This is a genomic window from Microcella sp., assembly GCF_046293215.1.
Classification (GTDB): domain Bacteria; phylum Actinomycetota; class Actinomycetes; order Actinomycetales; family Microbacteriaceae; genus Microcella.
In genome coordinates this window covers 81,315-95,714 of sequence record NZ_JBKBPI010000002.1, presented here as the reverse complement: position 1 = coordinate 95,714, position 14,400 = coordinate 81,315, and the positions used below count along the sequence as shown (strand labels likewise).

Here is a 14,400-nt window from a genome sequence, read left to right as displayed (position 1 = left end):
GTTGGTACGGTGGGTCGCGTGAGCGCCGCCAAAGCGGGCCAGAAGTCGGGCTCGGCCACCCCGAAACGGCCACAGTCGACCTCAAAAGCGGCGAACAAGAAGGGCTCAAAGGCCACGACGCCTACGTCAGGTGCTGCCGCCAAGCGGCCCGCTCCCGAACCCGCTCCGGTCGTCCTGCACGTTGAGCAGCTGACCAAGCGCTTCGGTCGTACGACGGCCGTTGACGGCGTCTCGTTCGACGTTCGTCGTGGCTCGATCTTCGGGTTCGTGGGGCCGAACGGCGCGGGAAAGACCACCACTCTCGGCATGGTGACCGGCCTGCTCCGGCCCGACTCCGGGCGGGTGCGCGTCGTCGACGCCGATGTGTGGGCGAAGCCCATCGAGGCGAAGCGACTGATCGGCGTGCTGCCCGATCGCATGCGGTTGTTCGACCTCCTCACGGGCGCACAGCTTCTGTACTACGCGGGCGTTCTGCACGGTCTCGACCGCGAGACCGCGCGCGCCCGCACCGCCGACCTCGGGCGGTCGTTGGGTCTCGAGGATGCTCTCGAGCGACCCGTGCGCGACTACTCGATCGGCATGGTCAAGAAGATCTCGCTGGCCGCCGCGCTCATTCATTCGCCGCGCCTGCTCGTGCTCGATGAGCCCTTTGAGGCGGTCGACCCGGTGTCGACGCAGCGCGCGTCCGACGTCTTGCGCCGGTACGCCGACGCCGGAGGCACGGTCGTGCTCTCGAGTCACAACATGAACTTCGTCGAGCGCATGTGTGACGAGGTGGCCGTCATCGTCGGCGGGCGCATCCTGGCCAGCGGCTCGATGGCTGAGGTGCGCGACGGGCTGAGCCTGGAGGAGCGGTTCGTCGAACTGGCGGGCGGCCGCCAGGCTGTGGAGGGGCTCGAGTGGTTGACGACCTTCTCCGACTGAAGCTCGCCCTTCTCGCCTCCGCCCTCCGCCCCGGCTCTCGGCGCGCTGTTCGCAGCCTCGCCCTCAGTGCGCTTGTGCTCGTTGTCACCGTCGGGATGCTCGCGGCTGCGTCATCCGCAGACGTCACCGACCCGGGGCACCGCGCCGCGCTCATCATCGCCGCGGGCGCGCTGTCGTTCGGCATTCTCGTCGCCCCGCTGTCGGCGGGGCTCGGGTCAGCGATGGAGCCGCGCCGTTTTGCCGCCTATCCGATTCCGGCGGGCCGGCTTGCGCTCGGCCTGTATGCGGCGGGATTCGTCGGCGTGCCCGGCCTGCTCGCCGTGACTCTGGCGATCTCGGTGGAGAGCGCGTGGTCGCAGCAGCCCGGCCGCGGCGTCGCGGTCGCGGCGGGAGTTGTCACCGCGCTCACGATCATCCTGTCGTCACAATTGCTGGTCGCCATCGCCGCGCAGCTCGCGGTCTCTGAGCCCGCCGCACGAGCCGTGACGGCAACGGCGCGCGCCGTGGTCGCCATCGCCATCGCCTGCGCCGCCCTTGCCGCCATCGTCGCCGCTCGTGGTGATGACGACGTGGCGCTCGCGCGGTTTGCCTCCGTGGTGGGCCGCAGCCCCGGCGGCCTGACCTGGGCAGCGATCGGTGAGCCGGGGCCCGAGGTCGCCGTTCGGTTGGCGATCGCCATCGCCGCTCTCGGTGCACTCGCGGTGCTCTGGCGGTGGACGGTCGGCAGACTGCTCGTTGCCGCCGACACGCGACGGCCCAGCGATGACCGTCGCATCGACGCGGGGCTCGGCTGGTTCGACATGACACCGGCGACCCCTGGCGGCGTCATCGCGGCGCGGTCCCTTCTCTACTGGTCACGCGACCCGCGCTACCGACTCGTGTTGCTCGGTCTGCCCCTCGCTCCACCGCTGATCATGCTGGCGTTGCTGATCGCTGGCGTGCCCCTGCCCCTGTTGTGGCTGATCCCGCTGCCCTTCTTGGCGTTGTTTCTGGGGTGGTTTAGCCACAATGACGCGGCCTACGACCACACGGCACTGTGGATGCACGTCGCGGCACCGCTACGCGGGGCCGCCGACCGCTGGGGGCGCTTGGTTCCGCCCCTCGTGCTCGGTGTTCCGCTCGTGCTGATCACGGCACCGCTTTTCGCGCTCTGGTCGGGCGTCGACAACGGGTTTGAAGCGTTGGCGGGCATCAGCCTGGGTCTGTTGTTCACCGCTCTCGGGGTCTCCAGCGTCGTGTCGGCACTTGCTCCCTACCCGGCGGCGCGCCCCGGCGCTGGCCCCTTCGACCAACCGCCGCTGACCGGCTCGCGCTCGTTCTGGTCTCAGGCAGGGTCCCTCGTGGCCACGATTGGTTTCATGTCGCCCGCGCTCACGGTTGCCTGGTGGGGCCTCATCGCCGATCCGCGCTGGTTGCCGATCGCCGGACTCGCGGGCGTCGGCAGCGGGCTTGTCATGCTCGCGCTCGGCGTGCTGGTCGGCGGTCAGGTCTTCCGTCGCCGCGCCCCTGACCTGCTCATGCTCGCCCAGCGCACGTAGAATCACCGGCATGGCTACGACCGACGACGCGGGACAGGGCGGCGGCATCGACGTGCTCGACCGTGAGCTCGAAAAGCTTCTCGAGGGGGAGCAGCTCGAGGACGGCGACCACGAGCGCTTTTCGCACTACGTTCCGAAAGACAAGATTCTCGAGTCGGCTCTGACCGGCAAGCCCGTGCGTGCTCTGTGCGGCAAGAAGTGGATTCCGGGCCGCGACCCCGAGAAGTTTCCGGTCTGCCCCGACTGCAAGAAGATCTACGAACGGATGAAGGCCTAGCGCCTCAGCGCAGTCCGATACTCGCGAGCAGGGTCGGGAACATCGCGAGGATGGTCAGCGCGATCGCCGCGTAGGTCGCCACGACGAAGGCCCACGTGAAGGGCAGGATGCGCGCGGCGGCTCGCTGCACGCGCCCGCCGCGCCGGGTGAGCTTCGCCGTGGCGAGGCTCCACCACAGGGTCGACCAGAACAGCGGGATCGTGGCCGCCCACACCACCATGCAGTAGGGGCACAGCACGCCGATCACGAAGACGGACTGCTGAAACAGCCACAGCACGAACCCGAAGGCGACGCTGACACCCCCCAGAAACAGCGCCCAGAACCAGCGGTCGAAGCGCGCGCCGGCCAACAGTGCGAGGCCGACCGCCATGGGCGCGACGAATCCGGTCACCCCCAGCAACGGGTTCGGGAATCCGAACAGCGACGCTTGGGGCGTGACCATGACGCTGCCGCACGACAGCAGGGGGTTCACGTCGCACGCGATGGCGTAGCTCGGGTCGGCCAGGCTACGAACGCGCTCAATGATGAGAGCCATCGCCCCCCACCATCCAATGGCGCCGGTGATGAGCAGGGTGAGGGCCATCGCCCAGGGTCGTCGCGCATCGCTCACCGCCCCAGTATCGCCCGCCCGCGGTGGGGCGCGCCTGGGTCGAACGTCCTGTCTTGAGCGCTCGGCGTGCGATAATGAGGCGCAATCGATGCGAGCTGTGCTGGCGTCGACACACGAAAAGCTTTCCGGGCACAGACCGGGCCGGCCGAGCGGCGCACGACGCGTCACGGCCGTCGGATAGCCAGTTCCGCACCTGACAGCGTGGTGACAGCGCGCGACGGTTCCGCTCCGCCCCGATTGTGCGGCTCGGCACCGCAAGAGAAGAGTTCGCCGGATGCTCGCGGGCGTTCGGCATAACAGGTTCCGTCTGGCAGGCCCAGACGGTCGAGGAGTACACCAGCGATGGTGAGTGATGACAACACCAACACGACCGACACCGACACCACCCGCCGCCGCGGACGCATCTTCGGCGGTCGCAGCCGCAAGCGCGCCGACGAGGCGGCGGCCACGACCGTGACCGACACCCCGAACGAGTCGGTTTCCCCGGCTACCCCTGACCCGGTCGCCGAGGCAGACCCGACAGCGGCGGAGGCACAGCCGGTCGCTCCTGCTTCGGGCACCGACGCGCCGACGGAGGATGCCGTCGCGCCGACATCTGCCGACGAGCCGATGTCCGCCGATGAGACAACGTCGACGGAGGCGGAGCCACAGCAAGCCGAGCAGGAGACCGCTCCGGCCGTGCGAGCCGTGTCGACGACCGACCTCCTCTTCGTGCCGCCGCCTGCCGAGCTCGTGCGGGCGACGACGGCGCCCGCACGCGGGGGAGTAGCGGCGCGCGCAGCCGATGATGACGACGATGACGACGCGGGTGCGTCGGGTCGCCGACGCCGGCGCCGGTCACGCGGTGGTGTCGCGAGCGACAACGACGCGTCGGCGCGCGAGCAGTCTGAACGCGACGGACGAGACGACGACGAGCAGGGCTCAACCCGCACCCGGTCACGGGGTCGCGGTCGCAGCGGATCGGCTCGACGCGAGCCCGAGCCGATCACCGAGCCCCAGCGCATCAAGGGGTCGACGAGGCTCGAGGCGAAGAAACAGCGTCGCCGTGACGGCCGTGACGCAGGGCGTCGCCGTCCGGTTGTCACCGAGGCCGAGTTCCTCGCCCGCCGCGAAAGCGTCGACCGCGTCATGGTCGTTCGGTCGAAAGAGAACCGCATCCAGATCGGTGTTCTCGAAGACGGCGTCCTCGTTGAGCACTATGTCGCCCGCTCGAGCGAGTCGAGCCTGATCGGCAACGTGTACCTCGGCAAGGTGCAGAACGTGCTGCCGAGCATGGAGGCGGCCTTCGTCGACATCGGTCGCGGCCGCAACGCCGTGCTCTACTCGGGCGAGGTCGACTGGGAGGCCGCGCAGGCCGACGGCGACAAGAACCAGCCGCGCCGCATCGAACTGGCGCTCAAGCCGGGCGACAAAGTGCTCGTGCAGGTCACGAAAGACCCGATCGGGCACAAGGGCGCGCGTCTCACGAGCCAGGTGAGCCTGCCGGGCCGGTACCTCGTGTACGTCCCCAACGGGTCGATGAGTGGCATCAGTCGCAAGCTCCCCGACACCGAACGCGCTCGCCTCAAGAAGATCCTCAAAGAGGTGCTGCCCGACAACGTCGGAGTGATCGTGCGCACCGCCGCCGAGGGTGCGACGGAAGAGCAGCTCACTCGGGACGTCCAGCGCCTGACGAGCCAGTGGGAGCACATTCAGAAGCAGATCGAGAACTCGGGCGCCCCGGCGCTGCTGCACAGCGAGCCCGATCTGCTCGTGAAGATCGTGCGCGACGTCTTCAACGAGGACTTCCGCTCGATGGTGATCCACGGCGACGAAGCGCACCGCACGATCACGAGCTACCTCGAGTCGGTCGCCCCCGACCTCCTCGAGCGCGTTGAGAAGCACGACGGCGAACACGACCCCTTCGACGAGCACCGCATCACCGAGCAAATCGAGAAAGCACTCGAGCGCAAGGTGTGGCTTCCGTCGGGCGGTTCGCTCGTCATCGACCGCACCGAGGCGATGACCGTCGTCGATGTGAACACGGGCAAGTTCGTCGGCTCCGGGGGAAACCTCGAAGAGACGGTCACGAAGAACAACCTCGAGGCCGCGGAAGAGATCGTTCGGCAGCTGCGCCTGCGCGACATTGGCGGCATCATCGTGGTCGACTTCATCGACATGGTGCTTGAGACCAATCGTGATCTGGTGCTGCGGCGCCTCGTTGAGTGTCTGAGCCGCGACCGCACGAAGCACCAGGTGGCCGAAGTGACGAGCCTCGGCCTGGTGCAGATGACGCGCAAGCGCATCGGTCTGGGCCTCCTCGAAACCTTCAGCGAAACGTGTGACGTCTGCGCGGGTCGAGGCTTGATCGTGCACCACGACCCCGTCGTGAAGCACCGCGGCCAGAACGCCGGTGGTGACGGTGGGCGCGGCAATCGCCGTGGCGGTTCGGCCAATGGAAACGGAGCGAACGGAGGCTCCGGTCGCGGCGGTAACGGCAACCAGCAGAAGGGTGCTCCGGCGCCCGCAGCGCACGCCATCACGGAGGACGTCTCGAAGGCGCTCGCGACGATCGCGGCCAAGACGGTGCATCACGACAGTGACTCCGCGCCCGATGCCCCGGCGTCGCCCGCGGCTCAGGCTGACGAGGCGACGACGGTCAATGACGCGCCGGTTGCCGACGCTCCCGAGACTCCGGTCGAAATCCTCGACATTCCGCTGCCGGTGACAAATGGCGAGCGCAAGCGACGTGCCGTCGATCCGAGCACCGCCGAGCAACTGCTCGGCTCGGTTCTCGAGTCGCTGCCCGAGCCCCCGGCACCGGGCACGCGAAAGCGCGCGTCGCGCCGAGCGACGACCGGTACCATCACGGCGACCCCGTCCAGCAGTGAGGAGACCGCCGGATCGTGACCCGCGTCGCCCCCGACCGCACGTCGCTGCTCGCCGACTCACCTCGGCGTATGCGGCCTCGCCATGTCGTGTGGATGCTCGCGGGCATCGCAGGGCTCGTCGGTGTCGTCGCCCTGCGGCACCTGACCGCGGCCGACGGGCCGTGGGATCTGCCGAACGCCGGCCAAGACCTGCTGACGCTCGCCACGAGCGTGCTCGTCGAGTCGCTGCCCTTCATCGTTCTCGGCATCACCCTGTCGATCGTGGTGCAGGTCTGGGTGCCGCAGAGCTGGCTCATGCGCTGGCTTCCGCGTAACGCGATCGGCCGCCGGGCCGTGATCTCGATGTTTGGCATGTTCCTGCCCGTGTGTGAGTGCGGCAACGTGCCGCTCGCGCGCGGCCTAGTGCGTCGCGGGTTTTCGGTTCCCGAGTCGATGACGTTCCTCATCGCCGCGCCCATCTTGAACCCCGTGGTCATCATCACGACTCACCAGGCGTTCGGCTTCGACGACGGCATCCTTGTCGCCCGGCTCCTCGGCGGTTTCCTCATTGCGAACCTCATCGGCTGGCTGTACGCGAAGCACCCCGAACCCGAGACGCTTCTGACGGCGCGCTTTGCCGAGCAGTGCCGTATCGACGAGGCCAGCCACGAGCATCCGACGAAGTGGCAGCAGACGCTCGACCTGTTCGTTCGCGAGACGAGCATCCTGATGCCCGCGCTCGTGATTGGCGCGCTGGTCGCCGGCGGCATCCAGGTGATTGTCCCCCGCGAGATTCTCGTCGCGCTCGGCAGCGACCCCCTGTGGTCGATCGTCGCGATGATGGTGCTGGCCTTCATCATCTCGGTCTGCTCGAACGTTGACGCGTTCTTCATCCTGCCGTTCGCCGCAACGTTCCTCCCCGGCTCCATCGTGACCTTCCTCGTCTTCGGCCCCATCATCGACGTCAAGATGCTCGCCCTCATGCGCACGACCTACTCAACGCAGACACTGATCCAGATCACGACCGTGGTGGGCCTGCTCGCTGCGGCCCTCGGCCTGGTGGTGAACTATGTGGCGTAGCGTGCAGCGCTGGCGGGGTGTCGTCATCATCGGCGCGATGGCTGCTGTGATTTTGTGGCTCGCGGTCTCTGGCCAGCTCGCCCTCTACATTCACCCGCGGTACAACGTCTTCACGGTGCTGATGGCGGTGATCGCCGTCGTTCTCGTCGTCGGATCGCTCGTGGGGCGTCGACACCACGACGATGAGGATGCACCCCCTCCGTCACGCCCGCAGCGGGCGGTCGCGCTCACCGCCGCGGCGATCGCGGGGGCCTTCACGGTCGGGATGATCGTGATCCCTCCGGCGACCCTCTCGACCGCAACGGCGGAACAGCGCGAGATCAACTCCACCGCCGCGAGCGACGCGGCGGCGTTCGAGGCGGCCACGAGCGCCGATGCGGATGCGGTGGCGCAGTTCACGGTTCGCGAGTGGGCGACGATCTTGCGCCAAACCAGCGATCTGTCGTTCTTCGCGAACAAGCCGGTCAACGAGCTGGTGGGCTTCGTGACTCCCGATGCCGACGATCCCGACAACGTGTTCTATGTGTCGCGCTTCGTCGTGACGTGCTGCGCGGTCGACGCGCAGCCGCTGGGGGTCCCGGTGTACCTGCCGGGATGGAGTCAGAGCTTCTCCCGCGACGAGTGGATCAGCGTCGACGGTAGCTTCGCGAGCAACCCCAGCAGCGCGAGCGTGCAGCCCGTTGTCGTCATCCCCGACGCTGTCACCCCGATCGAGCAGCCGCGTGAGCCCTACCTCTTCTGACGGCCGCGCGTTCCGACGCGCCTTCTGGTGGACCACGGCCGTCACCGCCGGGGTTGCCGCGGTGTTCCTGCTGCTGGGCGCGCTCCAGGGCCCCAAGCTGTCGACCGCGCAGGTCGACTCGGTACGCGTGACCGAGCAGGCAGGCCAGCAGCTGCGACTGTTTGCCAACCAGCCGCTCAGTGACGTCACGGTCGACCAGATCACGGTGGAGCCGGCGGTACCGGTGCAGGTAAGCGTGCAGGGCGAACTTATCGCGGTGCAGTTCGAGCGGGCGCTCAACTACGGCACCGAGTACACCGTGACGGTTACGGGTGTCGCGTCCCCCTCGCGCAGCGCCACCAGCGACTTCGTCCACACCTTCACCACGGCGCCCGGTTCATTCCTCTACGTCGACCGCGGCGACGACGTCGATGAGGTGTTGGTCGCCGACGTCGCCGGAACCGGTCGAGGCGAGGTGCTGCACGCTGCCCCCGGCATCCAATTCGCCGCACCGCTCGAGAACGCGCTGATCCTCGCCCGCGACGACGGCGACGGCGGCAGTGTCCTGGAGGTCGTCGATCGCGCCTCTGATGCGGTCGAGCGGGTACGTCTTCCGGCCGACGGGTTGCGGGTCGATGCTCTGCGGGTACCGCGCGTCGGAACGACGGTCGCGGTGATCCTGTCGTCGACGGTCGGCGGCGAGGACTCCGCCGACCGGTGGCTCGCTCTCGTCGACCTCGCCGGAGCGGGGGTCGCAGAGTGGGTCACGGGTCTCGACGGCGAGCCCATCGTCACGCGGGATGCACTCTTCACGCAGGCGGGGGATGCACTGCTGGTGCACGACCTCGACCAGGCGCTGCTGCGGTTGCCGCTGGCCGACCCGACCCTGATCTTGCCGGTGGCGCAGTTCAGCGATGTGCACAGCGTCTCGAGTGACGGGCGCCTGCTCAGCGCGACCGACCCCTTCGGAGGGGTGGCCGTCGACCTCGAATCGGGCGATGAGCAGCGCATCCACCCGTCGCTGTTTGACGACGAACTCGTCTTCGGGGCCGACTTCCACCTGCTCGCGTCAGGGGAGTGGGTGCAGCGGGTGGCGGTCACCGACCCCTCGGGTCTGGCGGTTGCCAACCTCATCGTGCTGGACGACGGACGAGGAGACTCTCGCCTGCTCGCCAGGACCGTGCAGGACGCCGGCTCGTTTGTCGACTTCCGCGTCTCGCCGAACGATCAGTACGTTGCGATCGAGGTGGTGCCGGTGGTGGCCGAGGCCGAGCCAGACGGCCGGGCGGTGAACGGTCGCGCCACATCGATCACGGTGGTGATCGTCGATATCGCCTCAGGTGAGCTTGTGCGCAGCGTTGCCGGCTTCGCGCCCTCCTGGTAGCTCACCGAGTTCTGCTGCGCGCTTGTCGCGTTGCCGCACCCGCAAGCCAGACGCGCTCAGCCGGTGCACGAGCTCACGCCCGGACACGGGCAGGGCGCCGCGGGCGACCAGGTCGTCGTAGCGTTCCTCCGGAACGTCATAGTGGTCGTGATCGAAGCCGCGTCGAGGAATCCCGGCGCTGCGGGCGAACGCGTGCAGTTCCTCCAGTGAACTGTCGCTCACGAGGTGTGCCCACAGTCGGCCGTGGGCTGGCCATGCGGGGCGGTCGATGAGAATCGCCATGGTCCCCAGAGTGTAGGCTGTCGGGGTTGCGCACCGCTCCGAGCTCGTTTGACCGGGCGGGTGGCGCTCGGCTATTCTTGACCGTTGGTGTGCGCTGGGCAGAAGCTCGCGCACGTGCCCTCAGTCTTGAGCAACAGATTCCTTCGAACGAAGTAAAGGTGAAACGTGGTCTACGCAGTTGTGCGCGCCGGTGGGCGGCAGGAGAAGGTCGAGGTCGGCACGGTCGTCGTGCTCGATCGCGTCACCCCGGGTGAGGACGGCACGATCCAGCTGACCCCCGTTCTGCACGTCGACGGTGACACGGTCACGACCGACGCGAAGAAGCTCGCGAAGATCACCGTCACCGCTGAGGTGCTCGGCGACCTGCGCGGCCCCAAGATCATCATCCAGAAGTACAAGAACAAGACCGGGTACAAGAAGCGTCAGGGCCACCGCTCCGAGCTCACCCGCGTCAAGATCACCGGCATCAAGTAAGAAGGGGCGCGAGAAGACATGGCACACAAGAAGGGCGCTTCGTCCACCCGTAACGGCCGCGACTCGAACCCCCAGTACCTGGGTGTGAAGCGCTTTGGCGGTCAGGTCGTCAAGGCCGGCGAGATTCTCGTCCGCCAGCGCGGCACGCACTTTCACCCCGGTGCCAACGTGGGCCGTGGCGGCGACGACACGCTGTTCGCGCTGTCGGCCGGTGCGGTGCAGTTTGGCCAGAAGGGCGGCCGCAAGGTCGTCAACGTCGTCGCGGGCGAGTAACCCACGACCACACTCTTGAGATGACGGGGCGGGCTTCGGCCCGCCCCGTCATCGTCTTTCCCACCGCCCCCATCGCGGGGCTCGAGCCGCGAGGAGGCCGACCGTGGCGACATTCGTCGACCGGGTGACTCTGCACCTGCGCGCCGGGCACGGCGGGCACGGCTGCGTCTCGGTACGCCGCGAGAAGTTCAAGCCGCTCGCGGGCCCCGACGGCGGTAACGGGGGCGACGGCGGAGACATCGTGCTGATCGCCGACGCCCAAGAAACGACCCTGCTGCCCTACCACCGCAGGCCTCACCGCTCGAGCGACAATGGCGGCCCCGGCATGGGTGACAACCGCGCGGGCTTCTCGGGGGGCGACCTCGTCTTGCCGGTTCCCGTCGGTACCGTGGTGCGCGACGCGGATGGCACCGAGCTGGTCGACCTGGTCGAGCCGGGAATGCGCATCGTTGTCGCCCCCGGCGGGCGCGGAGGCCTCGGCAATGCGGCCCTCGCGACGACCAAGCGCAAAGCTCCGGGTTTTGCGTTGCTCGGCACTCCGGGCTGGGAGGGCGATGTCGTCCTCGAGTTGAAGACCGTTGCCGACGTCGCGCTTGTGGGTTATCCGAGTGCGGGCAAGTCGAGCCTCATCGCGGCGATCTCGGCCGCGAAGCCCAAGATCGCGGACTATCCGTTTACGACACTGCATCCGAACCTCGGCGTCGTCGAGGCAGGCGACATGCGCTACACGGTGGCCGATGTTCCCGGCCTCATCGAGGGCGCGAGCGAGGGCAAGGGCCTCGGCCTGGAGTTCTTGCGGCACGTCGAGCGTTGCAGCGCGCTGCTTCACGTGCTCGACTGCGCCACGCTCGAGCCGGGGCGCGATCCCCTCAGCGACCTCGAGGTCATCCTGGCCGAGCTCGCTGCCTACGACGTGCCGGAGGGGCAAACGCCGCTGCTCGAGCGGCCCCAGCTCATCGCACTCAACAAGGTCGACGTGCCCGACGGGCGCGAGCTGGCCGACTTCGTGCGCCCCGAGCTCGAGAAGCGTGGCTACCGTGTCTTCGAGATCAGTGCCGTGAGCCGCGAAGGGCTCCGTGAGTTGACCTTCGCCCTCGGCGAGCTGGTCGCGGCCGACCGTGACGCGCGCGCCGCCGAGACGACCGTGCGCGAGCGCATCGTGCTGCGTCCGACCCCGGTCAACGAGGTCGACTTCACCGTCACCGTCGAGGGTGGCAGCTACGGCGACATCTACCGCATCCGCGGTGAGAAGCCCGAGCGCTGGGTTCAGCAGACCGACTTCCGCAACGACGAGGCCGTGGGCTACCTGGCCGATCGCCTGGCGAAGCTCGGTGTCGAAGACGAATTGTTCGCCAAGGGTGCGGTCGCGGGCGCGACCGTGATCATTGGCCCGGGCGACGGCGTCGTCTTCGACTGGGAGCCGACCCTGACGAGCGCGGCCGAGCTGCTGACCGCACCGCGCGGCACCGACCCGCGCCTGGACGCCCTCAACCGCCCGACGACGTCGCAACGCCGCCAGGGGTACAAAGAGCGCATGGATGCGAAGGCCGAGGCCCGCGCTGAGCTGGAACGCGAGCGGGAAGCAGGCGTGTGGCGCGACGACGAGGACGACGCGTGAGCGCGCCTCGACCGGCCGTTCTGGCCGCGCGGCGCGTGGTCGTCAAGGTCGGATCATCATCGATCAGTGGCGCGAACACCGGCCAGATCGGCCCGCTCGTTGACGCTCTCGCCGCGCTGCACGCGCGCGGCACGGAGGTCATCCTCGTCAGTTCCGGTGCCATCGCCACCGGCATGCCGTTCTTGCACCTCGACTCGCGACCGAACGACTTGGCCACGCAGCAGGCGGCGGCCGCGGTCGGTCAGAACCTCCTCATGGTGCGCTACCAGGACAGCCTCGACCGCTACGGGCTGACGGCGGCCCAGGTGCTCTTGACGGCGGGCGACCTCGAACACGCAACGCCGCGCAGCAACGCGCAGCGCGCGATTGATCGCCTGCTCGGGCTGCGCATCCTGCCGATCGTGAACGAGAACGACACCGTCGCGACGCACGAGATTCGGTTCGGCGACAACGACCGACTCGCGGCGCTGGTCGCCGAGCTGGTGGCGGCGGACCTGCTTGTCCTGCTGAGCGACGTCGACGCCCTGTACACCAAGCCGCCGCACGAGCCCGGTGCCCAGCGCATCGACGAGGTCGCTGCCGATGACGACCTCGCACACGTCGAGATCGGAGAGCCCGGTGCTGCCGGAGTCGGCACGGGAGGCGCGGCCACCAAGGTCGCCTCCGCGCTGCTTGCGGCGCGGCAGGGCACTCCGGTCGTGCTGACGTCGACGGCGAACGTCTCTGCCGCTCTTGCGGGGGAGGCCGTCGGCACCTGGTTCCACGCGGCCGCCGTAAAATGACGGCGTGACCTCGACGACCGTCCGCCCCATGCTCGCCACCGAGAACCAGCCGATCGATGCGGTTCCGGCCGGCATCATCGACGCGCCGCTCACGGCGGCGAAAGAGGCGTCCCGCGCACTCGGACAAGCGACGACGGCGGTGAAGGATGCGGCGCTCGCGGCGATCGCGGACGCCCTGATCGCCAACACCGCGCGCATTATCGACGCCAACGCCGATGATCTGGCGCGCGGGCGCGAGTCCGGGCTGAGTGACGGCCTGCTCGACCGGCTACGCCTCGACGCGTCCCGCGTGACCGCCTTGGCGTCCGCCGTTCGCGATGTGATTGCGCTGCCCGACCCGGTGGGAACAGTGGTGCGCGGCTCGTCCCTCCCGAACGGCGTGCTGCTCAGCCAGGTGCGCGTGCCCTTTGGCGTGGTGGGGGCGATCTACGAGGCTCGCCCGAACGTGACGGTCGACATCGCGGCGCTCGCGCTGAAGAGCGGCAACGCCGCGGTTCTGCGCGGGGGAAGCGCCGCGCGGTCGAGCAACGAGGTTCTCGTCGCGATCATTCAGGACGCCCTGGCGAGTTCGGGTTTGCCCGCCGAGGCGGTGCAGACCATTGACGAGCACGGCCGCGCCGGAGCGACGGCGCTCATGCGGGCGCGCGGCTTCATCGACGTGCTGATTCCGCGCGGAAGTGCCGACCTCATCCAAACCGTGGTGCGTGAGTCGACCGTGCCGGTCATCGAGACGGGTGCGGGAATCGTGCACATCGTTCTCGACGAAAGCGCCGACGAGCAGATGGCCATCGACATCGTGCACAACGCGAAGGTCCAGCGGCCGAGCGTGTGCAACGCGGTCGAGACGGTGCTCGTGCACGCGAACGCGGCCACACGCCTCGTTCCGTCCGTCGTCGAAGCGCTCCGAGCATCCGGTGTCGTGGTGCGCGGTGACGAGCGCGCCCGCGCGATCGTCGGTGACCTCGACGAGGCAACCGACGACGACTTCGCGACCGAGCACATGGCTCTGGAACTGTCGATCGGCATCGTCGACGACCTGGATGCTGCGCTCGCCCACATCCGCCGGTTCTCGACCCAGCACACCGAGTCGATCATCACGCGGGACATGGCCAACGCCGAACGATTCCTGGCGGAAGTTGACTCGGCGGTGGTCATGGTGAACGCCTCCACGCGCTTCAGCGACGGCGGCGAGTTCGGCTTTGGAGCCGAGGTGGGCATCTCGACGCAGAAGATGCACGCGCGGGGTCCGATGGGGCTTCCCGAGCTCACCAGCACGAAGTGGATCGTCCGCGGCGCCGGGCAGGTACGCAGCTAGCACCCGCTAGACTGCTGGCGTTCACCGTTCCGGAGAAAGAGAGCCTCATGACGTCGCTGAGCAGCGTGATCCTCGCCCTCGATGAGTACGCGCCCCTGTTCGCCCCGCCGCTGGTCATCGCCGGAATCGCCTTCCTGTTCTTCTTCATGCTCGGCGTCGTGACGCACGCCTACCGTGACGTCGCCAACCGCCACCGCAACAAGACCTCGAACCCCATGCGGGGCGAGGGCGGCCACGACGCGGGCCACTAGCGCCGTCGCGTCCCTCGGAGAC

At 68.5% G+C, this 14,400-nt stretch carries 15 protein-coding genes; 13 read left to right on the top strand and 2 right to left on the bottom strand.

Going from position 1 to position 14,400, the window contains the following annotated elements; all coding sequences use genetic code 11:
* Positions 1–18 precede the first annotated feature (18 nt).
* From ACK4SC_RS02480 to ACK4SC_RS02470, 3 genes are read left to right on the top strand one after another with little or no spacing between them, the layout of a single operon-like run.
* Positions 19–924, top strand: coding sequence for an ABC transporter ATP-binding protein (locus ACK4SC_RS02480; protein WP_409614495.1), 906 nt, complete (start codon positions 19–21; stop codon positions 922–924).
* Positions 900–2,462 carry an ABC transporter permease gene (locus tag ACK4SC_RS02475; protein WP_409614493.1) on the top strand — a complete coding sequence of 521 codons (1,563 nt, stop codon included), beginning with the start codon at positions 900–902 and terminating at the stop codon, positions 2,460–2,462. The genes ACK4SC_RS02480 and ACK4SC_RS02475 overlap by 25 nt, the downstream gene beginning before the upstream one ends.
* 10 nt (positions 2,463–2,472) lie before the next feature.
* Complete coding sequence (locus ACK4SC_RS02470) at positions 2,473–2,739, top strand: DUF3039 domain-containing protein (protein ID WP_409614492.1); 267 nt, start codon at positions 2,473–2,475, stop codon at positions 2,737–2,739.
* 4 nt (positions 2,740–2,743) lie between these two features.
* Here ACK4SC_RS02470 and ACK4SC_RS02465 read toward each other — a convergent pair whose 3' ends face one another.
* Positions 2,744–3,349, bottom strand: coding sequence for a vitamin K epoxide reductase family protein (locus ACK4SC_RS02465; RefSeq protein ID WP_409614490.1), 606 nt, complete (start codon positions 3,347–3,349; stop codon positions 2,744–2,746).
* 342 nt (positions 3,350–3,691) lie between these two features.
* On the opposite strand from ACK4SC_RS02465, the gene ACK4SC_RS02460 reads away from it, so the two are divergent.
* The 4 genes from ACK4SC_RS02460 to ACK4SC_RS02445 are packed head-to-tail and all read left to right on the top strand — an operon-like array spanning position 3,692 to position 9,383.
* Positions 3,692–6,238, top strand: coding sequence for an Rne/Rng family ribonuclease (locus tag ACK4SC_RS02460; RefSeq protein ID WP_409614488.1), 2,547 nt, complete (start codon positions 3,692–3,694; stop codon positions 6,236–6,238).
* Entirely contained in the window at positions 6,232–7,278 is a 1,047-nt protein-coding gene (locus ACK4SC_RS02455; protein WP_409614844.1) for a permease, read from the top strand. The genes ACK4SC_RS02460 and ACK4SC_RS02455 overlap by 7 nt, the downstream gene beginning before the upstream one ends.
* A 1-nt stretch (position 7,279) precedes the next feature.
* A complete protein-coding gene (locus ACK4SC_RS02450; RefSeq protein ID WP_409614486.1) occupies positions 7,280–8,020 on the top strand; it encodes a TIGR03943 family putative permease subunit in 741 nt (246 codons plus the stop codon).
* Positions 8,001–9,383, top strand: a complete 1,383-nt coding sequence (locus ACK4SC_RS02445; RefSeq protein WP_409614485.1) for a hypothetical protein — start codon at positions 8,001–8,003, stop codon at positions 9,381–9,383. The genes ACK4SC_RS02450 and ACK4SC_RS02445 overlap by 20 nt, the downstream gene beginning before the upstream one ends.
* Here ACK4SC_RS02445 and ACK4SC_RS02440 read toward each other — a convergent pair.
* A complete protein-coding gene (locus ACK4SC_RS02440; protein WP_409614483.1) occupies positions 9,336–9,665 on the bottom strand; it encodes a DUF4031 domain-containing protein in 330 nt (109 codons plus the stop codon). The genes ACK4SC_RS02445 and ACK4SC_RS02440 overlap by 48 nt on opposite strands.
* 165 nt (positions 9,666–9,830) lie before the next feature.
* On the opposite strand from ACK4SC_RS02440, the gene rplU reads away from it, so the two are divergent.
* From rplU to ACK4SC_RS02410, 6 genes are all read left to right on the top strand, one after another.
* Positions 9,831–10,139 (top strand): 50S ribosomal protein L21, encoded by a 309-nt coding sequence (gene rplU / locus ACK4SC_RS02435; protein ID WP_096421064.1) that lies wholly within the window; start codon positions 9,831–9,833, stop codon positions 10,137–10,139.
* A gap of 18 nt (positions 10,140–10,157) precedes the next feature.
* Complete coding sequence (rpmA, locus tag ACK4SC_RS02430) at positions 10,158–10,412, top strand: 50S ribosomal protein L27 (protein ID WP_096421065.1); 255 nt, start codon at positions 10,158–10,160, stop codon at positions 10,410–10,412.
* Positions 10,413–10,515: 103 nt separating this feature from the next.
* Positions 10,516–12,030, top strand: coding sequence for a GTPase ObgE (gene obgE, locus ACK4SC_RS02425; protein ID WP_409614482.1), 1,515 nt, complete (start codon positions 10,516–10,518; stop codon positions 12,028–12,030).
* Positions 12,027–12,812 (top strand): glutamate 5-kinase, encoded by a 786-nt coding sequence (gene proB, locus ACK4SC_RS02420; RefSeq protein ID WP_409614480.1) that lies wholly within the window; start codon positions 12,027–12,029, stop codon positions 12,810–12,812. Before obgE ends, proB begins: the two co-directional genes overlap by 4 nt.
* A 28-nt stretch (positions 12,813–12,840) precedes the next feature.
* The gene (locus tag ACK4SC_RS02415; RefSeq protein ID WP_409614842.1) at positions 12,841–14,127 is read left to right on the top strand and encodes a glutamate-5-semialdehyde dehydrogenase; all 1,287 of its coding nucleotides are present in this window, start codon (positions 12,841–12,843) and stop codon (positions 14,125–14,127) included.
* 47 nt (positions 14,128–14,174) lie between these two features.
* A complete protein-coding gene (locus tag ACK4SC_RS02410) occupies positions 14,175–14,378 on the top strand; it encodes a hypothetical protein (RefSeq protein WP_409614478.1) in 204 nt (67 codons plus the stop codon).
* Positions 14,379–14,400: the final 22 nt, after the last annotated feature.